Genomic DNA, 25109 nt, shown 5'->3' with positions numbered 1-25109 from the left:
CGACACGGCGCGCGCTTCGCGCGGCCGGCCCTGAGGCGGCCCATGCGCGCGCTCCATGGCGTCTTCCCGTATCTGGTCTCGCCGGTGGACGCGGAGGGGCGCGTGCTGCGCCCCGTCCTCGCACGGCTGGTGGATCACCTGATCGCCGAGGGCGTGCACGGCCTCACCCCGCTCGGCTCGACCGGGGAGTTCGCCTATCTCACGGTCGCGCAGAAGCTCGCCGTGGTGGAGACCGTCGTCGAGGCGGCCGCCGGGCGCGTGCCGGTGATCGCGGGCGTGGCCGCCACCACGACCGCCGAGGCGGTGTCCCTCGCCCGCGAAGTGATGCGGCGGGGCGCAGACGGGGTCATGGCGACGCTCGAAGCCTATTTCCCGGTGCCGGACGACGGCATCGCCGCCTATTTCACAGCCATCGCCGAGGCGGTGGACGGGCCCGTGGTGCTCTACACCAACCCCAACTTCCAGCGCGCCGACCTGTCGCTGCCGCTGATCCGGCGCCTCTCCCACGTGCCGAACATCCGCTACATCAAGGATGCCTCGACCAACACCGGACGGCTGCTGTCGATCCTGACGGAGACCGAGGGGCGGATGCAGGTCTTCGCCGCCTCCTCGCACATCCCGGCCTGCGTCATGCTGATCGGCGGCGTCGGCTGGATGGCGGGGCCCGCCTGCCTCGTGCCGCGCCGGAGCGTCACCCTCTACGAGCGGGCGCGGGCCGGGGACTGGGCCGGCGCGATGGCGGTGCAGCGCGATCTCTGGGCCGTGAACCAAGCCTTCGCCCGCTACCAGCTCGCCGCCTGCGTCAAGGCCGGGCTCGCCCTCCAGGGCTTCGCGGTCGGCGACCCGATCCCGCCGCAGGCGCCCCTGGACGAAGTGGCGCAGGCGGACCTTCGCGCGATCCTCAAAGCGGCCGGCGCGCTGCCCGCCGCCTGATCCAGCCGGACGAGAACCCGGCGCCGCATCTGCGGACATTGTCCGGCCGCAGGCCCGGCGCCGCCCGCTGCGGCAGAGCCCTGCCCCGGGATCTCGGACGCGGCCGCCCGCATCTTCGGCCATGGCGCGGGGCAGCGTCGCGAACCCCGCTCGTCTTGCCGCGACTGCGCCGAATCTGCCGCAATGCCGCAGATCCTTTTCGCAATGCAAAACAACTCGTTGTATTCCTGCACCACCCTGATCTTCTGTGTTCTCGTCAAGGCAAAAGAAAGACGGCGCGACCGCGGCCTGCCCCGTCTCCGCCACATTTGCGGTCGAGCTGTACGGAAAGCGTGACCGCAAGCTACGGGGGTTGCATGCAGCGTACGCGACGTGTCTCATTCGCCGCCGGACTGGCCGTCCTGGCTTGCGCACCGCATCTCGGCGGCTGCGGCATCCTCCAGCCCGGCCTCGACACCGCGTCCACCGGCTCGATCGCGAGTCGCAAGCAGCTCGCCGCCGTCACGACGGCCGACCGCGAGTGCCTGGCCCGGGCCATGTACTTCGAGTCGAACCGGTCGAGCGAGGAGGGGCTCCTCGCCGTCGGCACGGTGGTGATGAACCGGCTGGAAGCGCCGAACTATCCGGACTCAATCTGCGGCGTCGTCGGCCAGCACAGGCAGTTCGCCACCGGCGTGCTGCACAAGCCGATGCGGGACAAGGAGCGCGACAAGGCCGAGCAGATCGCCGATGCGATCCTGGCCGGCGAGCGCCATGAGCGCGTCGGCGGCGCGAAGTTCTTCCACACCGCGGGCCTGCGCTTCCCCTACACCAACATGCACTACGTCGCGCTGGCCGGCGGCAACGCCTTCTACGAGAAGCGCTCGCGCCACGAGCGCGAGACGAGTCCGGCCGCGATGCCGGTCTTCGTCGCCGAGACGCGCACGGCCGCCCAGCCGGTCCGCTTCGCTCAGGCGCATCCCGCCCAGACCCATTCGGCCCAGCCTCGGCGCCAGGCCCAGGCCGTCCGCGTGGCTCAGGCGGGCCAGACGCCGCTCGCGGAACTCGGTCCGGCCCGCAACATCTGCCGCGTCGCCGCCGCCGAGACCGCGCGCGCGCCGGGCTGAGGCCGGTCATACTGAGGGGCGCGGAGAACTCCTGTCGGTTCCGCTGTCGTGTTGCCGCTGCGCGTCATGCGCCGACGCGAGTTTGTGTCGACGCGTACTCCTCCCCCGCCCGCATCGTCGCGCAGTCATCGGGCAAGATCGGATGGCAGCTGAGTGGTCAGGCGGGCGAGAGCGTTGACGCCGTCCCGCATCCTGCCGGCGGCGCCCTGATCGTAAGCCTCGACCCACTCCAACTCGGCCGCGAGCTTCTCCACCAAGCTCCTGACGGCATTCTGCAGCTGCGTCAGCTCCTCTCTCGCTTTGTCGCGCTCGTGGTGCGCTTCCGCGACGTGCTCGGCGATCATCCGTGCGACATCGGCCGGAAGCGTGTGGATGCAAAGCGATGGCCCGCGCATGGAAGCCTTGTGAGTCGGTGCTCAACCAGGGGATAGGCCGGCGCCGAGGCGATGAACGCCCACAGCCCCCACCCTGGTTCCTCAAGAAGAGACGCGCAGGCAGAGCTGGTAATCCCAGAAACATTACGACTTCACGTCGCACGCGCGCCGCAGACCAACGGCTATGCTGCGGGGCTCTCGACTTAGCCACGGTCATTATCAATGACCATTGCGCCGCTCTCGAATTTTGCCAAGTCCTTGGCTTGATGTCGAAAATTCGAGATGGCTCAACGGCCCCGTCGATCCCGGGCAAGCCCGGGATCGAGATCGATGCGTCAGCATCCTGGGCCGTTGGTACAGTTGCAGCCCGCTGATATGGCCGCGCGTTCGTGTCAGCGCGTTCTCGTCCCCACCCGCATCTCTGCGCAGCATGGTTCACGCAGGCAGGTCGGATCAAAGGCGCGCCGGGATCAGGTGTCGCGCCCGAGTTCGATGACCCGCAGGTTGTTGGTCGTGCCCGGCGTGCCGAAGGGGATGCCCGCCACCACCACCACGAGCTCCGGGCTCTGCGCGAAGCCCTCGCTCTGGGCGAGCTCGGACGCCTTGGCGGCCATCGCCTCGTAGGAGGCGATATCCTCCGACAGCACGCTGTGGGCACCCCAGTACAGGCTGAGGCGGCGCGAGACGCCCGGATCCGGCGTGGCCGCCAGGATCGGCACGTTCGGGCGCTTGCGGGCGATGCGGGCCGCGGTGGTGCCGCTCAGCGTGAAGGCGACGATCGCCGCGGCCTGGATCGCGTCCGCGAGGCCGGCGGCCGCGGCCGCCACCGCGTGGGGCGGGCTGTCCTCGACCTCGGGCTCGCTCGCCGCCACCAGGGAGCGGTAGAGCCGGTGGGTCTCGGTGCGGCGGATGATGCGGTCCATCATCGCCACGGCCTCGACCGGATACTGGCCGACCGCCGATTCGGCCGAGAGCATCACCGCATCGGCCCCGTCGTAGACCGCGGTCGCGACGTCCGAGGCCTCGGCCCGGGTCGGGCTCGGGGCCGAGACCATCGAATCGAGCATCTGCGTCGCCACGATCACCGGCTTCACCGCCCGGCGGCAGGCACGCACCAGTTCCTTCTGGCGCCCCGGCACGTCCTCGGGCGGCAGCTCCACGCCGAGATCGCCGCGGGCCACCATGACGGCGTCGGACAGGCGCACGATATCCTCGATATGCTCCAGCGCCGAGGGCTTCTCGATCTTGGTCATCAGCCCGGCCCGACCGCCGATGAGGCCGCGCGCCTCGATGACGTCGGAGGGCGTCTGCACGAAGGAGAGCGCCACCCAGTCGACGCCCAGCTCCAGCCCGAAGGCGAGGTCGGCCCGGTCCTTCTCGGTCAGCGGCGAGAGCGCCAGCACGGTGCCCGGCAGGTTGACGCCCTTGCGGTCGGAGATGACGCCGCCCGTCACCACCTCGGCATCGAGCGCGTCGTCCTGCACGCCCGTGACCCGCACCCGCACCCGGCCGTCGTCGATCAGAAGGTCCTGCCCCGGCGCCACCGAGGCGAAGATCTCCGGGTGGGGGAGGGGGATGGCCCGCGCGTTGCCCTCGCGCCCCTCCGGCACGAAGCGCACCCGGTCGCCCGCCGCGAGGTCCAGCTTGCCGCCCGCCACCGTGCCGATGCGTATCTTCGGGCCCTGCAGGTCCTGCAGGATGCCGATCGGCCGGCCCGTCTCGCGCTCCAGGTCGCGGATCGCCGCGTGCACGCGCGCATGGTCCTGATGCAGCCCGTGCGAGAAGTTCAGGCGGAACGTGTCGACGCCTGCCAGGAACAGGGCCTTCAGGCGTTCGGGCGAGGCGCTCGCCGGTCCGACGGTGGCGACGATCTTGGCATGGCGGTGGCGCCGCATGGCGAAGCTCCGAGTCGGTCTGATCGCCTTAGACGTTAGTCGATATCCTCACCGAACGGCACCCTCCCGCCCGTGGATCGGACCCGCCGAGGCCCTCGCCATCGCTTGACGACAAATCTGTTGCGTCGCACCATTGCCCTGTCGTCGCATCGGTTCTGACGGTCTTCCGCGAGGAGATCGCAGGAGGGGATACCATCGCCATGCTGTTCCAGCCTCCGGTCTTCGAGACGATCTTTCGCATCCCGGTCACGCATCGGCTGATGATCGAAGGCTCTCGCAGCCGCGGCGGGCCGGCGGACGGCGTATGCTGGTTCCATACCGAGTACGACGTGAAGGGCGAGCCGATCGCCCGCTACGAAACCTACGACGAGACCGACGAGACCGGCCGCCCGCGCTGCGGCTGGCGCCGTTACGACTTCACCGGTCGCCTCGTCGCCGCGCACGAGATCCCCATGCGCTGGTCGCGCCTCGTCGAGGCCACCTCCTCGCGGCGCGAGGCCGAGACGGCCTTGCAGGGACCCGCAACGCCGCTGCGCCCGACCCCGAAGCCGCGCGGGCGGCAGGAGAACGTTGCCGAGGGGATGGCGGCCTGAGGGCGGCGAGGCTTCCGGATGACGCGTCCGGTGGGTACAACGCCACCTTCGCTGCCGCTTGCGGCTCATCTCGCGGACCCGATGATCCCATGCCCACGCTCGCGCGCGCCCTGACCGTCGCCCTCATCGCCGTCGCGACCCCCGCGCAGGTCGCCCGCGCGCAGGTCGTCGGGGATCGCATCCCGGCGCCGGCCCTTCCCTGCGGTCAGGTGCTCGCCGCGGTGAACCAGCGCGGTGCCACGCTCGTCAGCACCGGCCCCTACACTTACGAGCGCCTCGTGCGCGACATCGGATTCTGCACCATCGAGCAGACGACGGAGCCGTATTTCGGCCCCTCCGCCAACGTCGGGCAGTGCTTCCTGGGGTATCGCTGCAAGGACCGGATGACCGAGGGGCGCCGGAGCAATTAGAGCGCCCCGGCCCCGCACGGAACGAGGGTCCGGGTGCGGCGCCGGTGGCGGCGCCGCACCCGCGTGGCTCAGCGGTTGCCGCTGCCGCCGCTGCCCTGCGGTACCGCCCGCGACGGCTGACCGGCATTGCTGCCCGCGGCCGAATCCGTCTGGATGGTCGAGGCGCCGGTCGGGCCGGGCGCGATCGTGACGTTGGGGTTGTTGCCCGTGGTGTTCGGCGCGGGGGCGACCGTGCCGGTGGCGGCGGGGCCGGCGGTGCCCGGGGCGGGCGCGACCTGACCGGTCGGCGCCTGCGCCTGGGCGAGGCCCGCGAAGGTCAGGGTGCAGGCGGTCGCCAGAACCGTGGTGCTCAATCGCATCGTGGTCTCCTCAAGTCGGGTCTGAGCCCCCAACGTTGGGGAGGGCCGGGAGTTCGCCCGTGATCCGAATGAAATGAACCCGAAGCGACGATGGCCTCGACGATCGCCGTCCTCACCAGGAGGATCTTCGAGGATCCTCGCACCGGGCCGAACGGGAACCTGCACGGGTCATCTCAGAACAGCGCGACGAGGCTGACGCCCAGCACCATCAGCACGCCGCCGGCGATCCGCCCGAGCCCGGCCGGATGCTCCTTGAACCCGACCCAGCCGAAATGGTCGAGGACGATCGAGGTGATCACGCCCGCGGTGACGAGGAGGCCGAGGAAGGGAGCCGCGCCGATCTGCCGGGCCACGAAGAGCTGCGACAGGACCAGCAGCGCCCCGAGGAGGCCGCCGCACCACGCCCACCACGGCACGCGCGCGGCCTCCTCCAGGCTCGGCAGGTGGAGGCGCCCCGAGAGCAGGCCGAGTGTCAGCAGCGTGGTGCCGCTCACCGTGACCACCACGAGGCCGGCCGCGAAGGGCTGCCCGAGCGTCTTGGCGAGGGTCGCATTCGGGCCGGGCTGCACCGCGTTGGCGATGCCGGCCAGGAGGGTCAGGGCGTACAGGAACCACATGGTCGCCTCGGGTGGCTGCGGGCTGCCCCAACCGCCATGCCACCGCTTGGGTTGCAGAACGCGCGGCACGTGGAGGGTGAGGAGGGCTTGACGCAGGCAGCCCGGCGCTCTTTCGATCCGGCTCGGGCCAGCCGCGCGCCGGGGTTGGACGAGACCATGAGGGATGGCCGATGAGCGTCGTGGATTTCGCGCGGTTCGTGGACGAGTTGGCCGCGCTGTCCGGGCAGGCGATCCTGCCGTTCTTCCGCGCCGCCTTCATCACCGAGGACAAATCCACCGGACAGGCGCCGTTCGACCCGGTCACGGAGGCGGACCGGGCGGGCGAGGCGGCGATGCGCCAGCTGATCCGCCGCACCTTCCCGAGCCACGGCATCCTGGGCGAGGAATTCGGCAGCGAGCACGAGGACGCGGAGTACGTCTGGGTGCTCGACCCCATCGACGGCACCCGCGGCTTCATCGCCGGCCTGCCGCTCTGGGGCACGCTCATCGGGCTCACCCGCGACGGCGTGCCCTGCTACGGCCTGATGCACCAGCCCTTCCTCGGCGAGCGCTTCTCGGGCGACGGCCGGACCGCGCAGTACCGCGGCCCGCACGGCACCCGCCGGCTCTTGACCCGGCGCCGCTCCGCCCTGTCGGAGGCCATCGTCGCCACCACGGATCCGCGCCTGTTCGGCGAGGGGCGCGAACGCGAGGCGTATGGGCGCATCGAGGCCGCCACCCGGCTCACCCGCTTCGGCACCGATTGCTACGCCTATTGCATGCTGGCCGCGGGCCAGATCGACCTCGTGATCGAGGCCGGCCTCAAGCCCTACGACATCGTCGCCCTGATCCCGGTCATTGAGGGCGCGGGTGGCGTGGTCACCACTTGGGACGGCGGTTCGGCGGCCAATGGCGGCACCATCGTGGCGGCCGGCGACCGGCGGCTGCACGAGGCGGCGCTCGCCCTCCTCAACGCCTGACCGGCCTCGGCCATCGCAGTCAGGCGATCGTCATATTCGCTCCAGCGCGGTCTCGTCCTCGCCGGGGGCGGGGGCCGGCGTGCCGGGCACGAAGGCGTCGAACGCGGCCCAGAACTGCTCGCGGATCGCGTCCTGCTCCATGAGGATCTCATGGCGCGCCCCGCGCAGCGTGATGGTGTGGCCCGCCTTGAGGCGCGCGGCGAAGCGCTGGATCGCCGGCGTGCTGCAGACCGGATCGTCGCCCGCCGCGAGCACCAGGATCGGCACCCGGATGTCGAGGGGAAAGCGCGGATCCGCCAGCCGGCGCATCGCCCGGAAGGCCGCGGCGAGCCAGGCCACGGTCGGGTCCCCGATCGCCCCGGCCCCGACCGCGAGGGCGGCCGCGGCGTTGCGGGCGTAGCGCACGGGGTCGGTGGTCAGGCGGTTGCCCGGGAACGGCTTGGTGGCGATCGACACCGACGTGCCGCCGGGCACGAAACGGCGGCCGAAGCCGAGGCGGTCGAGCACGGAAGCGAGCCGCATGGCGGCGCGCGGATGGCGGATCATCGCGATGCCGAGCATCGGCGCGATGGTCACGAGGCGCGCGAAGGGCAGCCGGCCCTCCTTGGCGGCGATGAGGCAGATCGCACCGCCCATCGAATGCGCGAGGCCGAAGGCGGGCTTGGGCATCAGCGGGACGAGGATCTGGCTCTCGATCGCCAGAAGATCGCGCCGGTACTCATCGAAGTCACCCACGTGGCCCTTGGTGGCATCCTCGACCGTGCGGTCCGAGCCGCCCTGGCCGCGCCAGTCGAAGGCCACCACCGCGAAGCCGCGCCCGCGCAGGTCCTGGATCGTCTCGAAGTACTTCTCGATGAACTCGGCCCGCCCCTGGACCAGGCAGACCGTGCCGCGGGTGGTGCGCGTGGTCGCCGCCCAGGTGGCGGCCCGCAGCGTCAGCCCGTCCGCGGTGGGGACCGCCAGGACGCGCGCGCCGGGCGGGATCGGGTTGTCCGGGGTGGCGAGCAGCGGAACGGTCACGGGCGGCCCCGGGGCGAGAACGGCGACGGTTCGAGAGCACCAAGCCCGGCCGGCAAAATCAAGCGCACGGCCGCGTTGTGCCCGTTTTGCAGAGTGCCTCGGAGGCTCTTGAACGGCGCCTTAGCACCCCCGATATCAGGGAGGCACCGGCCGTCAGGCGGTGCATCCCGGCAGGATCCGGCCCATCGCGGCGGATCCGAAGACCACATATTGCTTCGCACGGAGAATATGTCATGCGTCAGTTCGACCTTGCTCCCCTGTATCGCTCGACCGTCGGCTTCGATCGTCTGTTCTCGGCTCTCGACCAGTTCGTGAGCGCCGAGTCGGCCCCGACCTACCCGCCCTACAACATCGAGCGCACCGGCGAGACCGCCTACCGGATCACCGTGGCGGTCGCCGGCTTCACCGACCAGGATCTGTCGATCGAGGTCCGTGAGAACGCGCTGACGATCAAGGGCGAGCGCAAGGCGGCCGAGGCCCGGAAGGGTGAGTTCCTGCATCAGGGCATCGCGGCGCGCAGCTTCGAGCGTCGGTTCCAGCTCGCGGACCACGTCCAGGTGACGGGTGCCGCCCTGGAGAACGGCCTCCTCCACGTCGATCTCGTCCGCGAGATCCCGGAGGCGAAGAAGCCCCGCCAGATCCAGATCGCCACGGGCAGCGCCCCGCGGTCGATCGAGGGCAGCGTGCAGCAGGCCGCGTAACCGGCCTCGCCTGATCCCGGACAGGGCGCGCCCCGGCCATCTCGGCCGGGGCGTTTTCGCATGCGGATTCAGAGGTCCCCGAAGGCGAGCTGCGCCTGGGCCTTAGGCGGTCTGCGCGCCGCCGTCTTGGCGTCCTTCGCCTTGCGGGCCGGGCGCTTCGTCTCGGTGCCGCGGATGCGCGCCTTGCCCTTGTCGCGGGCCACCGCCTCCGGTGCGCTCTGGTCGCCCGAGAGCCACTTGCCGCGCTTGATCACCTCGTTCACCCGGCCCTGGTTGACGCCGAGCTTGAAGGCGATCTCCTGCTGGGTCATCTCCGTCGAGCCGTGCAGGTCCAGAATGGCGCGGGCGAGATCCGGCGTCATCTTCTTGCCGACGATGCGCCGGCCGGGCTTCACCGTGCGGTTGGCGCGGTCGCGTTCGCGCAGGCGCTCCAGGATCGCGAGCGCCATGAGCATGCCGTGCTCGCGCAGCGCCTCCTCGAATTCCTTCAGCGTCGTCATCGGCGCAGTCCTCACACCTCGGCCCCGAGGCAACGGTCCCGCTTGACGCAGGTTTCCCGCTTCACGGGATCTATTCACGGTTTGTGCGCGTCGCGCCGCGGCGATGCAACCGCGCGCGAACGTCATCCACCGGTCTCGGCATCGTCTGCGGGCGTGACTTCGCGGGCCGGATCGCGCATGCGGGGCCGCTCAAGGGAGGACAGGCATGATTCTGGAAATCGCGCAGATAGAGGTGAAGCCCGGCCACGAGGCGGCGTTCGAGGAGGGCGTCGGCAGGGCGACGGCGGTCTTCCGGCGCGCCAAGGGCTGCCGCGGCCTGGACCTGCACCGCTCGATCGAGCACCCGACCCGCTACCGGCTGATGGTGAAGTGGGACACCCTGGAGAACCACACGGTGGATTTCCGCCAGTCGCCGGATTTTCAGGAATGGCGCTCCTGCGTGGCCGACCACTTCGCGGCCCCGCCCGAGGTCGAGCACACCGCGGTCGCGGTGGCCGGATTCTGAAACACCGCGCGCCCCCGGCCGTTGACCCGGCCGGAGGCGCCATCATGACCCCAGACCGCACCGCTCCCCGACCGGCCGGCTCGTCCGAGGGCTTGGCCGATGTCAGCGCCGGAACCAGCCGGCGGCCCGCGGGCCAGCCAGCCGGCCAGGACCGGCCGCCCTCGGCCGGCACGCCGCAGGGCAAGCCGGTCGCGAACGAGCAGATCCCCAAGGATTAGCCGGCGGCAGGTGACAGGCCGCGGCCGAGCGGCTACTCGCCGAGAGGACACTTCCTCAACGGCGAAGCACGCGTCATGGCCCACCGCCCCCTGCGCATCGGCACCCGCGGCAGCCCGATGGCGCTCGCCCAGACCGGCATGGTCCGCGACCGCATCGCCGCGGCCCATCCGCATCTCGCCGAGCCCGGCGCGATGGAACTCGTCGTCATCAACACGGTGGCGGACCGCGTTCTCGACCGGCCGCTCTCGGCCATCGGCGGCAAGGGTCTGTTCACCAAGGAACTCGAACAGGCCCTGTTCGCCGACCAGATCGACGTCGCCGTCCACTCCATGAAGGACGTGGAGACGTGGCTGCCGGACGGTCTCGTCATCGCGGCGATCCTGGCGCGCGACGATCCGCGCGATGCTTTCCTGTCGCTGAAGGCGCAGCGCCTCGCCGATCTGCCGGCGGGCAGCCGGGTCGGCACCTCGTCCCTGCGCCGGGGCGCGCAGGTGCTGATGCGCCGGCCCGACCTGCAGATCGTGCCCCTGCGCGGCAACGCCAACACCCGCATCCGCAAGCTGGAGGAGGGGGCCTGCGACGCGACGCTGCTCGCCATCGCGGGGCTGGAGCGCCTCGGCCTCGCGCATCTGGCGCAGGACGTGCTGTCGGTGAACGAGATGCTGCCGGCAGTGGCGCAGGGCGCACTCGGCATCGAGTGCCGGGAGGGCGACCGGGAGATCATCGACCTCCTCCAGGCCGTGGCCTGCCCGCGCACCACCACGTCGCTCGCGGCCGAACGCGGGCTGCTCGCCGAACTCGACGGCTCCTGCCGCACGCCGATCGCCGCGCTGGCCGAGATCGACGGCGAGCGCCTGACGCTCAACGGCCTCCTCTTCCTGCCGGACGGCAGCGCCCATTGGGCCACCACCCGCACCGGCGCGGCCGCGGACGCCGCCGCGATCGGCCGCGAGGCCGGGGCGGACCTGAAGGCGCAAGCCGGCGAGACCTACCGGCAGCATCTGCAATAGCGCTCGCCGTTCCGCTTGCGGCGCCCGACCCGCGAGCGGCCGTCGACGCCGGCCGCATCAGCGGGCGCTTCGGGCGGCGTGCGCCGCCTCCAACAGCTCGACCGTCCCAGTTTAGTCGCAGTCGGCGACTTCGACGGCGATCTGCATACCCTGGTCGTCCGGCCTCTCGGCACCGAAGCGATCTCGCTCATCAGCTTCCGTCCCGCGAGCAACAAGGAAAGGCACGCCTATGACGACAAGGGCTGACCGCCGGCCGGTCCGCTACCTCACCGAGGAGGAGGAGGCCCGCCTACAGGCTCGGATGGCCCAGGATCCCGACAACCCGGAGGCTGCCGACGCGGAACTGGCCGAGATGCGGCCGGCCCGCGAAGTTCCGGCCCCGGCGCTCGACGCGGCCTTGGTCAATCGCGGCGGGCGGCCGAAGGCCGAGGTCAGGAAAGTGCCGGTCACCATCAGGCTGGATCCACACATCGTGGACGCGTTCGAGGCGACAGGGCCGGGCTGGCAGACCCGCATGAACGAGGCACCGGCCGAAGCGGCCAGCAAGTTGACGGTCGCCTGACGGCTCGCCTGATCGCGCGCCGGGCTTCCGGCTTCAGGCGGGCCCATGCCGGCAAGAGGCCGGGCGATGCATCGACGGCGCCGGTCTCGGGCGTCTACTCCAGCCGCACCACCACGCTGTCGCTCGCGCCCGTCGCATCCATCACCGAGATGCGGGCGAAGCCGGCCCCGTCCGGTTGCCACTCGGCCTGCCGGCGCGCGGCCTCGGGCAGCGGCAGGCTGTTGACCATCCAGGTGAGCGGCAGGGTGCCGCCGAGCGCCTTCAGGGCGAGGCCGCTGCCCGGCCCCTCCGCGAGGCCGAGATCGACCCGTGCGCCGTCCGGCGGGTAGGCGATGCGCAGGGCCGCGCCGGCCGCCTCGCCGGCGACCTTCGGGGCGTCGCGGCGGATGTGGCGCAGGGGCGGGGGCAGGCCGGCCGTCGTGGCGACGAGGGCATCGCGCGCCATCGCCAAAGGCTCCGGCTCGCCGCCGACCCGGGCGAAGGCGTCGAACAGGATCGGGGCGGCGGCGAGGCGCCCGACGAGGCCCGGCACGCCCGCCCCGTCCGGCCGCCCGACCCAGACCGCGACCGTGACGCGCCGGTCGAACCCCACCGCCCAGGCGTCGCGGTAGCCGTACGAGGTGCCGGTCTTGTAGGCGAGGCGGTTCGGCAGGGCATTCTCGGGCGGGGGCGTGCCGCGCAAGGTGTCGGCGACGTACCATGCGGCCACCGGCTCGGCGATGCGGGGCAGGTCGCGGGGAGGGGATGGGTCGCCGTCGAGGCGCCGCACGAGGTCCGGCACGCTCCCACCGCGGGCCAGCCCCGCGTAGAGCCGCGCGAGGTCGGCGAGTGTGATGCCGAGCCCCCCGAGCGCCACCGGCAGGCCGGGGGCCGCGTCCCGCGGCAGCGCGATGCCGGCCCCGCCCGCCCGCAGCCGGGCGATGAAACGGGCCGGGCCGACCGCCTCCAGCAGCTCCACCGCCGGCACGTTGAGCGATTGCTGCAGCGCGCGCCGCGCCGTCACCGTGCCCTGGAAGGTCTGGTCGAAGTTCTCGGGCGCGTAGGCGGCGCCGAAGCGCGAGGGCCGGTCGTCGAGCAGCGTCTCCGGGTGAGCGAGCCCGCTCTCGAAGGCGAGCGCGTAGACGAACGGCTTGAGCGCGGAGCCCGGCGAGCGCAGCGCCGCCGCCATGTCGATCGCGCCCGCGCGGGACGCGTCGAGGTAGCCCGCGCTGCCCACATGGGCGCGCACCTGGCCGGTCGGGTTGTCGATCACCAGGATCGCCGCGGACAGGCCGGGGCCGAGCGCGCCGACGCGCTCGCCGGCCAGCACCTCCAGACTCGCCTGGAGCTTCGCGTCGAGGGCGAGGCGGTGGACGGGCTGCGTGGGGCGCTGCGCCAGCGCCGCCTCGGCGGCGTGCGCGGCGAGCATCGGGAAGGGACGGCGCTGGTGCGGCACGGGCTCGGCCTTCGCGGCCTCGGCCTCGTCGCGACGCACCACGCCGCGCTCCGCCACGCGGTCGAGCACGCGGTCGCGCGCCCGCCGCGCCGCCTCGGGGAAGCGGTCGGGCCGGCGCGCCTCGGGCGATTGCGGCAGGGCGACGAGGAGCGCGGCCTCCGCGAGCGAGAGCCGCCCCGGCTCGTGCCCGAAATACGCGAGGCTCGCGGCCCGCACCCCCTCGACGGGGCCGCCATAGGGCGCGAGCGCGAGGTAGAGGCGCAGGATCCCGTCCTTGCCGAGCCGCCGCTCCAGCTCCACCGCACGCGCCATCTGGCGCAGCTTCGCCGCGAGCGACCGCTCGGCCCGCGGCTCGACGAGGCGGGCGACCTGCATCGAGAGCGTCGAGCCGCCCGACACGATCCGCCCGGCCGCGATCCATTGGCCGGCCGCGCGCAGCAGGGCGGACGGGTCGAGGCCCGGATGATCGCGGAAGCGCCGGTCCTCGTAGGCCAGCAGCATCGCCACGTAGCGCGGATCGACGGCCTGCGGCGCGAGCGGCAGCCGCCAGCGCCCGTCCGCCGTTGCGAAGGGACGCAGCAGCGTGCCGTTCCGGTCGAGCACCACGGGCGAGCGGATTGCGGCGGCGGCGAGGTCGAGGGGCGGGAGCCGATGCCATGTGAGGCCCAGCGCCGCCATTCCGGCGAGGAGGAGGCCGAGACAGGCGGCGGCGAGGCGCCTAGAGCACTTCACGATCGCGTTGCCATCGCGAAGCTCTCTAGGTCTTTGATTTTGCCGCATTTTCTTCGACGAAGCGGTATCCACTTCGTCGGACAATGCTCTAGGCCGCCACGTCATCGGTGCGGTTCCGCGGCGCGGCACCGGCAGCGGCGGCCAGGATGTTCGGAATCATCGCGAGGACCCCCTTTCCGGCACGGGAGAGGGGATCCCCCGGGTCGGGCTTCGTGCGGTGAGGGGCAGCAACCCGGCATTCACCGGCTCGCCCCCACCTCCAGGGCGCCGAAGGCGGTGCGGCCGTAGCGTTCGGGCCGGTACATGTCCTCGATGCTGGCGGCCGGGTGGACGTAGCGGCCGGGCGTCACGGCGCGCACCGTGTAGGCGATGGTGAAGAAGGCCGACTGGTTCGGGTCGCGCTCGTAGGCGGCGACGAAGCGGTCGTCGCGGAACTCGGTGTGGGTCGGCTGCACCTCCGACTTGACCCAGGCGAGGGTCGAGACCGCGTCGGCGTCCAGGAGCTTCGGGTTGTCGATCTCGAGGCCCGCGGGCAGGCGGTCGACGAGGAGGAGGCGGCCGGCGCGGGCCTGCGCCTCCGTCACTTTCAGCACCACGACGAGCCGGTCGTTCTGGCGCACCTGGGCGAGGTCGACCGGAGCGCCGTCGAGCCGGTGATAGCTGCGCTCCAGCGTGAAGCCTCGCGATTCCGCCGGCTCGGGGGCGATCGGGCTGCCCGCGATGCCGAGCACCACCTGGGCGGTGCTGGTGCCGCGGTTGGTGATCGTCACCGATCTGGCATCGAGGGCGGACGCCGTAAAGCTGCGGTAGAGCGGACCGGAGCGGGCTTCGCCGTCCACCGCGAAGGCCATCGCCTCGGCGTCCTTGGCGAGGCCCGCCGCGGCCAGCACCATCCAGGCATTCTCCTGCGTGCTGGTGAGGCGGTTCGCTCCCCGCTCCTCGCCGACGATCGCGCCGAGCGGCGCGATGCTGTCGCGGGCGAGACCCGTCTCGGCCGCGAGGGCGATCAGGCCGGCCCCGTCGCGCAGGCGCGAGCCGTAATCGGCCCGGTATTCGGACTTGTCCCGCTCGGTCCGCAGCGCCGCGACGGCCGAGTCGAAGGCCCGCGCGGCCCGCCCCCGGTCGCCCAGCAGCGCCAGCGCCGCCGCGATCTGGCCGCGCGCGAGCGGCGTGGCGAATTCGGACAGCTTCGTGTCGGCGAGGTAGCGCAGGTCGCCCATCACCGGCCGTCCGTTGCGCGCCAGCACGTAGGCCGCGTAGGCGAGGTCCATGCCCCCGCCGCCGACCTCGCTGGTGTTCGCCACGGCGTTGCGCAGGCGGTCGAGCGCGAGGGTGAAGGCGGTCTGGGGCACCGCGAAGCCGCGCTCGCGCGCCCGGGTGAGGAAGTCGGCCACGTAGGCGTTGAGCCAGATGTCCTCCGCGCCGTTGGCCGACCACAGGCCGAAATTGCCGCCCGAATCCTGGCGCGCGAGCACGCGCTCGATCGCGCCCCGCACCCGCTCGTCGATGGTCGCGTCGAGGGCGAGCCGCTCGATCGCCGAGAGCCGGTTGACCGCCAGGAGCGGCATCGCCCGGCTGACGATCTGCTCGGTGCAGCCGTAGGGGTAGCGGTCGAGCGCCTGGAGCAGGGCCGGCACGTCGAGGCCCGAGAGCGGCGAGGCCGAGACCGAGAGCGAGCCGGTGCCCGGCAGGATCTCGGCGAAGAGGTCGCCCGACACGGTGAGGCTCGCCCCCGGATCGAGCGGGCGCACCGTGCGGCGCACCAGCGCCCCGGTGCCCGGCTGGATGCGCAGGGCGAAGCTCTGGCTCGCCGGCGCGTCGAGGCCCGGCCCGGTCAGCCGCAGGTCGATCCGGGCAAGCCCCGGACCGGCCGCCGTGACGGGGATCTCGATCGCGCCCTTCTGCCCGGGGCCGAGACGCAGCGTGCGGCCGAGCGCGTCGGCCGCGACCACCACCGGCCCGGCGAGGTCGAGGTCGACGGCGTAGTCGCCCGCCGGCCCCTCGACGTTGTCGAGGGCGACGTGCAGGCGCGAGCGGTCGCCGACGTTGAGGAAGCGCGGCAGCGTGCCGGCGACCACCACCGCATCACGCACCAGCACGTCGGCGGAGGCTGCCCCCACCCGGTTCGCCGTCCAGGCCGTCACCATGACGCGGGCGGTGCCGTTGAAAGCCGGCAGGGGGAAGCTCACCTCGGCCCGCCCGTCCGGCCCCACCGTGACGACGCCGGAGAAGCGCACCAGCGGCTCCTGGGTCGGCGGCGCGTCGGCGAGCTCCGCCGAGCCGCCGTCGCCGCCCGAGCGGATGGCGCCGAGCGTGCCCTGCATCCCGTCGATGAGGTAGCCGTAGAGGTCGCGGATCTCGGCCGAGAGCGCCTTCTGCCCGAAGAAGAAGCCGAACGGGTCCGGGGTCGCGTAGCGGGTGAGGTTGAGGATGCCGACATCGACCGCCGCCACCGTCACCCGCGCCTCCTCGCCGGGCTTGAGGTTCGCAAGCCGGATCGGCAGGCGCAGCTCGCCGCGCGGGCGGACCTTGGCGGGAGCCTCCACCGCGACGTCGAGGCCGCGCGCCGCGCGGTCCACCGAGAACCACGCCAGACCGAGCGCCCGGCCCGGCAGCCGCTTGGCCGCCTGGTCGAGGGGCCGGTAGGCGGTGGCGACGAGATAGGCCCCCGCGCCCCACTCCGCCTTGACCGGGATCTCGACGGCCGCGCCGCCGGCCGCCACGTCGAGGGTGCGGATCTCGTGCACCCGGTCGCTCACCACCGCCACGGTGGCGGTGCCGGAAAAGCGCGGGCTCAGCCGCGCCTTCAGGGTTTCGCCCGCGGCGTAGGCCGCCTTGTCGAGGGTGAGGTCGAGGAGGTCGGGCGCGTCGGCGCTCTCGGCGCCGCTCCAGCCGACGCCGAAGGTCACGGCGGCGCTCGCCGCGCCCGCGGCCTGCACCTCCAGCCGGTAGGTGCCGAGATCGACCGGCACGGCGACGCGCGCCGGCGCCGTCGGCGAGAGATCCAGGGTGCCGTTCGCCAGCCGGCGCGTCGTCTTCACCGGCTCGTAGGACCAGCGCCCGTCCGCGCGGTACCACTGGTAGGTCCGCTCCACCCGCAGGAGGCTCCACGACGCAGACCCGGCCGGCAGGCGCGTGCCCTCCGGCGTGACCGCGACGACGTCGAAGGTCGCGGTGGCGCCCTCGCGCAGATCGCCGAAGGTCTTACGCACCGCCACCACGGGGCCGGCGGGCAGGATCGGCAGGGTGACGCTGCGCTGCACGGCCCGGCCGCCCGGCTCGCCCACCTGCAGCGAGATCCGGGCTTCGAGCGGGCGGGGCGCCGACAGGACCGGGACGGGTGCGCGCACCACGGCCTTGCCCTGCGCGTCGGTGGTCGCCCGCTCGTCGAGCTCGCTGCTCGTGGGCACCACGCTCTCGTCGTCGAGGCCGATCGCGTAGCCGTCGAGGCCCGCGATGCCGCTCCCGGCCGCGGCCTGCACCGCCACGCTGCCGCCGACCTGCAGGTTCGCGCCCGGTGCCCCGTAGAGATAGCGCGCCGCCACGTCGATCACGGCCGGCTGGCCCGGCCGCAGTGCCGCGCCCTGCGGGGCCAGTGTCACCTCCAGCCGCTCGGGCACGTAATCCTCGACGAGGAAGCTCGTCTCGCCGACCGGTGCGCCCTTGGGATCGGTATAGGCGGCGACCCGCCACGTGCCGGCCTGGGCGCCCGGCAGGAGCGGCAGGGAGAAGGCCCGTCCGCCGAGCCCCGCATCGGCCACCAGCACCCGGCGGTACTCCACGCCGTCCGGCCGCTTGGCGACGAGGGTCAGGGGCAGCCCGGTGATCGCCGTGCCCTTGGCGTCGCGCAGGAGCGCGGTGATCTGCACCGTCTCGCCCGACCGGTAGACGCCGCGCTCGGGGAAGACGTAGGCCTCGGCCGCGCCCGCGGCGGGCCGTCCCTTCACGCCGCGGTCGGCGAGATCGAAGGCGCCGAGCTGGAGGTCGAGGAAGCCGTAATCGTCGCCGAGCCGCGCCACGACGAGGCCCGGGGCGAGCCCGCCTTCGGCCCGCGCGAGGCCGGGATCGAAGGCGACGTGCCCCTGGCGGTCGGTGGTCTTCGTGCCCAGCACCTCGTTGTTGCGCGCCACGAGCCGGATCTCGGCGTCCGGCACCGTGGCGGCCGAGGCGAGCGAGCGGGCGAAGACGTGGATGCCGTCGCGTCCCTTGAAGGCGGTGAGCCCGAGGTCCGAGACCACGAACCACTGCGTCGCCTGGGTCTCGTAGCCGCCCTCCTCGTCGGCGAGCGCGGTCGTCCCGCTCGGCCGGGCCAGCATCACGTAGAGGCCGGGCTCGACCTTGCCGACCGCCTGGAGGACCGGAAAGGCCGTCACCGCCTCCTGATTGGGCTCGGCCCGGGCGGTGTCGAGCGTGCCCTTCCAGACCTGCACGCCCTTCTCGCGGGCGATGGTGCGGGCCGTGGCGCCGGAGAGCTGCGACAGGAACTCCTCGGAGCGCAGGGCCGGCAGGAGACCGCGGTCGCCGATGCGCAGCACCTCGACGTCGAGCTTCGGGGCGTTGACCGAGACGAGCGGCACGCCCGCCTGCCCGGTGCGGGGCAGGACGTAGTTGCGCCCGGTGAAGCGCACCTGGGGCTGGCGATCGCGGACGTAGATCTCGTAATCGGCGGATTTCAGCAGGCTCTCGCCGGGCGTGGCGGAGGGCAGGCCCTGGCGCAGCACCACGGCGTAGCGCTCGCCGTGCCGCAGGCCGTCGACGCAGACCTGCTGCTCCTGCGCCGTCACGGCGGCGTTGGCCGCGCCCGAGACCGCGACGTAGGGCGTGAAATCGGTCCTGGCCGAGAGCGGCTCCGAGAGCGTGAAGCAGGCCCGCGGCGCCGCGGCGTCCGAATCCACCGTGTAGCCGGTGATGCGGAACCCGTGCTTCTCGCGCAGGTCCTCGTAGGTCCTGCGGGTGTCGGCCGTGTCGGCGAGCGCGAGGCTTGCCCGGTAGGCGTCGAGCGCGGGACGCCAGGATTCCTGCTCGGCCAGCACTTGGCCGAGGAGCGCCAGCGCCTTGGCCTCGTCGGCGCGGGCGGCGGCGCGCTGGTAGGCCATGTAGGCGGCCGCGCGGGCACGCAGGCGCAGCTTCTGGTTCTCGTCGTAATCGTCGTTCTCGACGCCGTTCGCCGTCTCGGCCAGCGCGTACCAGTTGCGCCAGTCGCCCGGCTCGGCTGCCACCGCGCCCGCATAGGCGGCCAGCGCGCCGTCGTTGTCGTCGTTCTTCGACAGGGCCTCGGCCTCCCGCCGCCACTGGGCAGCGGGCTTCTGCACGTTGGGGGCGGTCTCGCCCTTGATCTGGGCCTCCAGGCGCACCGCCTCGCTGGCGAGGTTCTGGCGCACGAAGCTCTTCGGGACCGGGGCCAGTGCCGAGGGCGCCGCGCGGGACGGGGCAGGCGCCTGCCCGGCCGCGGGCACCGCGAGGCTGAGCACCAAAGCGAGGGCCGCCGCGAGGCGCCCCGTCCGGGTGGCTGTCGACATCATCGGCCCCGCGCTGTTCTCCCTGCCCGCAAGGTAGCATACCGGGAGGCATTGAGAACGGCTCTCGGCTGTTCGCCGGATCCTTGACCGGGCGCCGCCGCGACGCCCCGCGCGCCCTGCCGCTGGATGTTGGGGCCGGCCTCTGCCAAGCTGGATGCCGCGACCGCGGTCCGCTTCCGGAGACCCCCCTCGATGCTGCGCCCCGTCCGCCTGCTTCCGGCCTGCGCCATCCTGCTCGGGGCCGCGGCGGCGTCGGCTCAGGCCCCCGCGCCGCGGCCCGCCGCGCCCCAGCGCCCGCCCGCCGCGGTCGATCCGGTGTTCGAAGCGGCGCGCGCCGCCTTCGAGGCGCGGCCCGAGGCCGAGCGCAAGGCGGTGCAGGACGCCCTCGTCTGGGTCAGCGACTACAACAGCGTGACGAGCGGCGCCTTCGGCCGGCGCACCTTCGAGGGCATCGTCGCGTGGCAGGCGCAGGCCGGCGCCGAGCCGACCGGCATCCTCGACGACAGGGCACGGGCACGGCTGCTGGCCGCCGGACAGGCCGCGCGGCAGGCGGCGAAGTTCTCGGTGGAGACGGATGCCAATACCGGGATCGTGCTCGGCGTGCCCGAGCGCCTGCTCGCGAAGCGGACGCGCATCCCGAACGGCACGCGCTGGCAGAGCGCGGACGGGCGCGTCACCCTCGACACCAAGGCGTACGCCCCCGGCGAGAGCGACCTCGACGCCCTGTTCGAGCGGGCCACCCAGGTCACCCCCGAGCGCAAGGTGACCTACAAGCTCAAGAAGCCTGACTTCGTGGTGGTGACGGGCGAGACGGCGGCGGGGAAGTTCTACATCCGCTACGCCGCCGCGAGCCAGGGCATCCGCGGCTTCACCGTCGCGTACGACAAGGCGCTGGCGCGCGAGGTCGACCGCTTGGTGATCGCCGCGGCGAACAGCTTCGCGCCCTTCCCGGCCGATGCGCCGATGGCCGCGGGCCCCCGCCCCGCCGATGCGGCGCCCGCGGCCGCCCCAGCCTCGGCCGCCCAGACTTCGGTCGCCGCGACGGCGCTCGTCGTCGCGCCGCGGCGGGTGGTCACCGCTGCGGCCGCGCTCGGCGCGTGCGCGACCCCGCTCGTGGGCGGCGTGCCGGCCCGCCTGATCCGCCAGGAGGCGGGGCTCGCCCTGCTCGAAGCCGGGCCTGCGGCGCGGGCCGGCGCGATCGCCGCCGCGCCCGGCGCACCGGACGGCGAGGTCGTGGTGGTCGCCGCCTCCCGGGAGGGCGGGGCCTCGGTGACGACCGGCAGCACCGGCCCGGGCGGCATCGCCGCGCCGCTCCAGCCGGGCGCGGCGGGCGCCCCGGTGCTCGACCGGGCCGGACGGCTCGTCGGCCTCGTCGCCCGCATGCCGGCGCAGCCGCGGCTCGTGGCGGGCGTGATGCCGCCGATGACCCACCCGCTCGCCGGCATCGAGGCCCTGCGCGGCCTTCTGGGCGCCGAGGACACCGGACTTGCGCTGGGGCCGGATGCCGCGCCGAGGAGCGTCGGGGCGGCCGCGGGACCGATCGCTCCCCTGGTGCTTCCCGTGACCTGCCGGCCGTGATCCGCGGCCGGCCGCCCGCGGCGGCCTGAGCCGGCACCCGTACATCCATAAATAGCAGGTTCGCTCTCATTCCCGCTCTGGCTGCCGGGCGCGGTCCGTGCGGCGCGCAATCGGATCGCCCCCTTCGCAGCCGCGAAACCGCACGCATCGGCGGCCAAAGGTCCAGCCGGAACCGGCTTGACCGGCCGGCGCGGCCGGTTGACACTCGATTTCGTCCAATTCTCAACGAAGCGGGCGTCCGCCCCGAACGCGCAAGAACGGGACCCGTAGCCACGGGTCCAGGGGGCCGGCGAGAGGAGGAATCATCCATGAGCTCCGTCAGCCTGACGGTGAACGGCAAGGCCGTGACCGCCGAGATCGAGCCGCGCACGCTGCTCGTGCAGTTCCTGCGGGAGCACCTGCGCCTCACCGGCACGCATGTAGGCTGCGACACCAGCCAGTGCGGCGCCTGCGTGGTGCATCTTGACGGCGAGGCCGTGAAGGCCTGCACCGTGCTCGCCGTCCAGGCGGACGGCCGGCAGGTGACCACCATCGAGGGGCTGGCCGCGGGCGGCGACCTGCACCCGATGCAGGCGGCCTTCCGCGAGCATCACGGCCTGCAATGCGGCTACTGCACGCCCGGCATGATCATGACCGCCGTCGACCTCGTGCGCCGCAAGGGCCACGCCCTCGACGAGACGACGATCCGGCACGAGCTGGAGGGCAACCTCTGCCGCTGCACCGGCTACCACAACATCGTGAAGGCCATCGCCGCCGGGGCCACCGCCATGGGCCAGGCGCCGGCCCGGCAGGCGGCCGAGTAGCGCCGAGACTCCACCGGCCCGCCAGAGGCCGGAGCGATGCCTGAATCGACGAGTGACGGGAGAGGAACATGACCGCGAGCGGCATCGGCGCCCCCGTGCGCCGCAAGGAGGACCAGCGCTTCATCACCGGCAAGGGCCGGTATGTCGACGACTTCAACCGGCCGGGGCAGGCCCACGCCTACTTCCTGCGCTCGCCGCACGCCCACGCGACGATCCGGAGCATCGACGCCGCCGCCGCCCGGGCCATGCCGGGCGTGCTCGGCGTGTTCACGGGCGAGGATCTGGCGGCCGACAAGGTCGGCAATCTCATCTGCGGCTGGATGATCCATTCCAAGGACGGCAGCCCGATGAAGGCCGGCCCGCATCCGGCGCTGGCGCAGGGCAAGGTGCGCTACGTCGGCGACCACGTCGCCGTGGTGGTGGCCGAGAGCCTCGCCAAGGCCCGCGACGCAGCCGAGGCGATCACGGTCGAGTACGACCTGCTCCCCGCCGTGGTCGAGACCGCGAAGGCGCAGGGCGCCGCGACCGCGGTGCACGAGGTCGCGCCCGACAACGTGGTGTTCAACTGGCACCTGGGCGACAAGGGCGCGGTGGATTCGGCCTTCGCGCGGGCCAAGCACGTCACCACCCTCGACCTCGTCAACAACCGTCTGGTGCCCAACCCGATCGAGCCGCGCGCCGCGATCGGCGAGTACGACGAGGCCGAGGAGCAGTTCACCCTCTACACCACGAGCCAGAACCCGCACGTCGCCCGCCTCGTGCTGTCGGCCTTCATCGGCATCGCGCCCGAGAACAAGCTCCGGGTGGTGGCGCCCGACGTGGGTGGCGGCTTCGGCTCGAAGATCTTCATCTACGCCGAGGAGACGGTCTGCGTCTGGGCGGCCAAGAAGGTCGGCCGGCCGGTGAAGTGGACGAGCGACCGCACCGAGGCCTTCCTGGCCGACGCGCACGGGCGCGACCACGTCACCCATGCCGAGATGGCGCTGGACGAGAACGGCCGCATCCTGGGCTTGCGGGTCCACACGGTGGCCAATCTCGGGGCCTACCTGTCGACCTTCGCCTCCTCTGTGCCGACCTACCTCTACGCGCCGCTGCTCTCGGGGCAGTACAACATCCCGGCGATCTACTGCGAGGTGGACGGGGTCTACACCAACACCGCTCCGGTCGATGCCTATCGCGGCGCCGGGCGCCCCGAGGCGACCTTCGTGATCGAGCGGCTGGTGGAGGTGGCGGCGCGCCAGACCGGGCAGGATCCGGCCCGGTTCCGGCGGCGCAACTACATCAAGAGCTTCCCGCACCAGACGCCCGTCATCATGAACTACGACGTCGGCGACTACGGGGCCTCGCTCGACAAGGCGCTGGAGGCGGCCGACTACAAGCACTTCCCCAAGCGCCGGCGCGAGAGCGCGCGGCGGGGCAAACTGCGCGGCATCGGCTTCTCATCCTACATCGAGGCCTGCGGCATCGCCCCCTCGCAGGCGGTGGGGGCGCTCGGCGCGGGCGTCGGCCTGTGGGAATCGGCCGAGGTGCGCGTCAACCCGACCGGCTCCATCGAGGTGCTGACGGGCTCGCACAGCCACGGCCAGGGTCACGAGACCACCTTCGCGCAGCTCGTCGCCGATCGGCTCGGCGTGCCGATCGAGAGCGTGAACATCGTGCACGGCGACACCGACAAGGTGCAATTCGGCATGGGCACCTACGGCTCGCGCTCGGGCGCGGTCGGCATGTCGGCCATCGCCAAGGCCCTCGACAAGGTGATCGCCAAGGGCCGCAAGGTCGCGGCCTACGCGCTCGAAGCGGGCGAGGGCGACATCGAGTTCAAGGACGGCCGCTTCTCGGTGGCCGGCACCGACCGCTCGCTCGCCTTCGGGGAGGTCGCGCTCCAGGCCTACATCGCCCACAAGTTCACGGGCGCCGAGCTGGAGCCGGGGCTGAAGGAGGGGGCGTTCTACGATCCCACTAACTTCACCTTCCCGGCCGGGATGCACATCTGCGAGCTGGAGGTCGATCCCGACACCGGCCACGTCACCATCGAGCGGTTCACGGCGGTGGACGATTTCGGCACTATCATCAACCCGATGATCGTCGAGGGGCAGGTCCATGGCGGCATCGCGCAGGGCGTGGGCCAGGCCCTGTTCGAGGGCGCGGTCTACGACGCGGAGGGCCAGCTCGTGACGGCGAGCTTCATGGATTACCGCATGCCGCGGGCGGCCGACCTGCCGTCCTTCGAGGTCGGCATGACGGTGACGCCCTGCCCGTCGAACCCGCTCGGCATCAAGGGCTGCGGCGAGGCCGGCGCCATCGCGGCGCCCGCCGCGGTGATGAATGCGCTGACCGACGCGCTCGGCCACGAGAACATCGCCATGCCGGCCACGCCGCTCGCCGTCTGGCGCGCCGCCCAGCGCGCGCGCCAGCCCCAGCCCATCGCCGCCGAGTGAACGGGGAGGACCCGCGATGTACGCCTTCGACTATCACCGCCCCGCCACCCTCAAGGAGGCGCTCAGCCTCGTCGCCAAGCAGGAGGACGCCAAGATCGTGGCCGGGGGACACACCCTGATCCCGACCATGAAGCAGCGCCTCGCGGCGCCCGGGCACCTGATCGACCTCGGCCGCATCCCCGACCTCGTCGGGATCGAGCGCACGCCGCGCGCCGTCACCATCGGCGCCATGACCACCCACGGGGCGGTGGCGGAGTCGGCGGACGTGAAGGAGGCGATCCCCGCCCTGTCCGAACTCGCCGCCCTGATCGGCGACCCGGCGGTGCGGCACCGCGGCACCATCGGCGGCTCGGTGGCGAACAACGACCCCTCGGCGGATTATCCCGCCGCCTGCCTCGCGCTCGGCGCCACGATCATCACCAGCAAGCGCCGCATCCCGGCCGAGGAGTATTTCCGCGGGCTGTTCGAGACCGCCCTGGAGGACGGCGAGATCGTCACCGGGGTCTCCTTCCCGATCCCGCACAAGGCGGCCTACGAGAAATTCCGCAACCCCGCCTCGCGCTACGCGCTCGTCGGCGTCTTCGTGGCCAAGCGCCCGAGCGACATCCGGGTCGCCGTGACGGGGGCGGGCTCGAACGGTGTCTTCCGCTGGGCGGAGGCCGAGGAGGCGCTGGCCAAGCGCTTCTCGGCGAAGTCCCTCGACGGCCTCAAGGCCCCGGCGGACGACCTCATCGGCGACCTGCACGCGGATGCGGAGTACCGCGCGCACCTCATCGGCGTGATGGCGCGCCGGGCCGTGCAGGCGGCGACCGAACGGTGACGCGGCGCGCCCGGAGGCCAT

The 25109-nt window shown here is 72.7% G+C and carries 23 protein-coding genes; 15 read left to right on the top strand and 8 right to left on the bottom strand.

From position 1 onward, the window contains the following. Nucleotides 1–42 precede the first annotated feature (42 nt). Nucleotides 43–933 carry a dihydrodipicolinate synthase family protein gene (locus MFF61_RS07620; RefSeq protein WP_238234477.1) on the top strand — a complete coding sequence of 297 codons (891 nt, stop codon included), beginning with the start codon at nucleotides 43–45 and terminating at the stop codon, nucleotides 931–933. 356 nt (nucleotides 934–1289) lie between these two features. After that, nucleotides 1290–2039: a cell wall hydrolase gene (locus MFF61_RS07615; protein ID WP_238234476.1), complete on the top strand. Its 750-nt coding sequence runs from the start codon at nucleotides 1290–1292 to the stop codon at nucleotides 2037–2039. Between the two features lie 125 nt (nucleotides 2040–2164). On the opposite strand, the gene MFF61_RS07610 is transcribed toward MFF61_RS07615, so the two are convergent. Together MFF61_RS07610 and pyk are read right to left on the bottom strand one after the other, a co-directional pair. Next, nucleotides 2165–2383 (bottom strand): hypothetical protein, encoded by a 219-nt coding sequence (locus tag MFF61_RS07610; RefSeq protein WP_238234475.1) that lies wholly within the window; start codon nucleotides 2381–2383, stop codon nucleotides 2165–2167. A 500-nt stretch (nucleotides 2384–2883) separates the two neighbouring features. Then, complete coding sequence (gene pyk, locus MFF61_RS07605; protein WP_238234474.1) at nucleotides 2884–4308, bottom strand: pyruvate kinase; 1425 nt, start codon at nucleotides 4306–4308, stop codon at nucleotides 2884–2886. A 200-nt stretch (nucleotides 4309–4508) separates the two neighbouring features. Here pyk and MFF61_RS07600 point away from each other — a divergent pair, with 200 nt between their 5' ends. Together MFF61_RS07600 and MFF61_RS07595 are read left to right on the top strand one after the other, a co-directional pair. After that, nucleotides 4509–4901 (top strand): hypothetical protein, encoded by a 393-nt coding sequence (locus MFF61_RS07600; RefSeq protein ID WP_238234473.1) that lies wholly within the window; start codon nucleotides 4509–4511, stop codon nucleotides 4899–4901. 89 nt (nucleotides 4902–4990) lie between these two features. Beyond that, nucleotides 4991–5311 carry a hypothetical protein gene (locus MFF61_RS07595; RefSeq protein ID WP_238234472.1) on the top strand — a complete coding sequence of 107 codons (321 nt, stop codon included), beginning with the start codon at nucleotides 4991–4993 and terminating at the stop codon, nucleotides 5309–5311. A 68-nt stretch (nucleotides 5312–5379) separates the two neighbouring features. Here the strand turns inward: MFF61_RS07595 and MFF61_RS07590 are convergent, their stop codons facing one another. Continuing rightward, nucleotides 5380–5670, bottom strand: a complete 291-nt coding sequence (locus MFF61_RS07590; protein ID WP_238234471.1) for a hypothetical protein — start codon at nucleotides 5668–5670, stop codon at nucleotides 5380–5382. Between the two features lie 173 nt (nucleotides 5671–5843). Further along, nucleotides 5844–6287, bottom strand: a complete 444-nt coding sequence (locus MFF61_RS07585) for a DMT family transporter (protein WP_238234470.1) — start codon at nucleotides 6285–6287, stop codon at nucleotides 5844–5846. A 170-nt stretch (nucleotides 6288–6457) separates the two neighbouring features. Between MFF61_RS07585 and hisN the strand changes: the two genes are divergently transcribed. Beyond that, nucleotides 6458–7246 (top strand): histidinol-phosphatase, encoded by a 789-nt coding sequence (gene hisN / locus MFF61_RS07580; RefSeq protein WP_238234469.1) that lies wholly within the window; start codon nucleotides 6458–6460, stop codon nucleotides 7244–7246. 30 nt (nucleotides 7247–7276) lie between these two features. Here the strand turns inward: hisN and MFF61_RS07575 are convergent, their stop codons facing one another. Continuing rightward, the gene (locus MFF61_RS07575) at nucleotides 7277–8266 is read right to left on the bottom strand and encodes an alpha/beta fold hydrolase (RefSeq protein WP_238234468.1); all 990 of its coding nucleotides are present in this window, start codon (nucleotides 8264–8266) and stop codon (nucleotides 7277–7279) included. Between the two features lie 233 nt (nucleotides 8267–8499). Here MFF61_RS07575 and MFF61_RS07570 point away from each other — a divergent pair, with 233 nt between their 5' ends. Further along, nucleotides 8500–8967 carry an Hsp20 family protein gene (locus tag MFF61_RS07570; RefSeq protein WP_238234467.1) on the top strand — a complete coding sequence of 156 codons (468 nt, stop codon included), beginning with the start codon at nucleotides 8500–8502 and terminating at the stop codon, nucleotides 8965–8967. 68 nt (nucleotides 8968–9035) lie between these two features. On the opposite strand, the gene MFF61_RS07565 is transcribed toward MFF61_RS07570, so the two are convergent. Next, on the bottom strand, nucleotides 9036–9467 hold the full coding sequence (locus tag MFF61_RS07565) for an RNA polymerase subunit sigma-70 (RefSeq protein WP_238234466.1): 432 nt from the start codon (nucleotides 9465–9467) through the stop codon (nucleotides 9036–9038). A gap of 205 nt (nucleotides 9468–9672) precedes the next feature. On the opposite strand from MFF61_RS07565, the gene MFF61_RS07560 reads away from it, so the two are divergent. The 5 genes from MFF61_RS07560 (at nucleotide 9673) to MFF61_RS07540 (ending at nucleotide 11763) form a co-directional block, all read left to right on the top strand. Further along, nucleotides 9673–9972 (top strand): antibiotic biosynthesis monooxygenase family protein, encoded by a 300-nt coding sequence (locus MFF61_RS07560; RefSeq protein ID WP_238234465.1) that lies wholly within the window; start codon nucleotides 9673–9675, stop codon nucleotides 9970–9972. Between the two features lie 44 nt (nucleotides 9973–10016). Then, complete coding sequence (locus MFF61_RS07555) at nucleotides 10017–10190, top strand: hypothetical protein (RefSeq protein WP_238234464.1); 174 nt, start codon at nucleotides 10017–10019, stop codon at nucleotides 10188–10190. A 75-nt stretch (nucleotides 10191–10265) separates the two neighbouring features. Next, the gene (gene hemC, locus MFF61_RS07550) at nucleotides 10266–11201 is read left to right on the top strand and encodes a hydroxymethylbilane synthase (RefSeq protein WP_238234463.1); all 936 of its coding nucleotides are present in this window, start codon (nucleotides 10266–10268) and stop codon (nucleotides 11199–11201) included. Between the two features lie 78 nt (nucleotides 11202–11279). Beyond that, complete coding sequence (locus MFF61_RS07545; RefSeq protein ID WP_238234462.1) at nucleotides 11280–11447, top strand: BrnT family toxin; 168 nt, start codon at nucleotides 11280–11282, stop codon at nucleotides 11445–11447. A 55-nt stretch (nucleotides 11448–11502) separates the two neighbouring features. Continuing rightward, entirely contained in the window at nucleotides 11503–11763 is a 261-nt protein-coding gene (locus MFF61_RS07540) for a BrnA antitoxin family protein (protein ID WP_238234461.1), read from the top strand. Nucleotides 11764–11857: 94 nt separating this feature from the next. Here the strand turns inward: MFF61_RS07540 and pbpC are convergent, their stop codons facing one another. Continuing rightward, complete coding sequence (gene pbpC, locus MFF61_RS07535; protein WP_238234515.1) at nucleotides 11858–13876, bottom strand: penicillin-binding protein 1C; 2019 nt, start codon at nucleotides 13874–13876, stop codon at nucleotides 11858–11860. 293 nt (nucleotides 13877–14169) lie between these two features. Next, nucleotides 14170–19449: an alpha-2-macroglobulin family protein gene (locus tag MFF61_RS07530; protein ID WP_238234514.1), complete on the bottom strand. Its 5280-nt coding sequence runs from the start codon at nucleotides 19447–19449 to the stop codon at nucleotides 14170–14172. A gap of 192 nt (nucleotides 19450–19641) precedes the next feature. Here MFF61_RS07530 and MFF61_RS07525 point away from each other — a divergent pair, with 192 nt between their 5' ends. The 4 genes from MFF61_RS07525 to MFF61_RS07510 all read left to right on the top strand — a co-directional run bounded on the left by MFF61_RS07525 (nucleotide 19642) and on the right by MFF61_RS07510 (nucleotide 25088). After that, nucleotides 19642–21027: a peptidoglycan-binding domain-containing protein gene (locus MFF61_RS07525; RefSeq protein ID WP_238234460.1), complete on the top strand. Its 1386-nt coding sequence runs from the start codon at nucleotides 19642–19644 to the stop codon at nucleotides 21025–21027. Between the two features lie 308 nt (nucleotides 21028–21335). Beyond that, the gene (locus MFF61_RS07520) at nucleotides 21336–21830 is read left to right on the top strand and encodes a (2Fe-2S)-binding protein (protein ID WP_238234459.1); all 495 of its coding nucleotides are present in this window, start codon (nucleotides 21336–21338) and stop codon (nucleotides 21828–21830) included. Nucleotides 21831–21898: 68 nt separating this feature from the next. Further along, nucleotides 21899–24268, top strand: coding sequence for a xanthine dehydrogenase family protein molybdopterin-binding subunit (locus tag MFF61_RS07515; RefSeq protein ID WP_238234458.1), 2370 nt, complete (start codon nucleotides 21899–21901; stop codon nucleotides 24266–24268). Between the two features lie 16 nt (nucleotides 24269–24284). Further along, complete coding sequence (locus MFF61_RS07510; RefSeq protein WP_238234457.1) at nucleotides 24285–25088, top strand: FAD binding domain-containing protein; 804 nt, start codon at nucleotides 24285–24287, stop codon at nucleotides 25086–25088. Nucleotides 25089–25109: the final 21 nt, after the last annotated feature.

The sequence above is a fragment of the Methylobacterium isbiliense genome, from assembly GCF_022179325.1.
Lineage (GTDB): Bacteria > Pseudomonadota > Alphaproteobacteria > Rhizobiales > Beijerinckiaceae > Methylobacterium > Methylobacterium isbiliense.
This window is presented reverse-complemented; position numbering and strand designations above follow the sequence as displayed.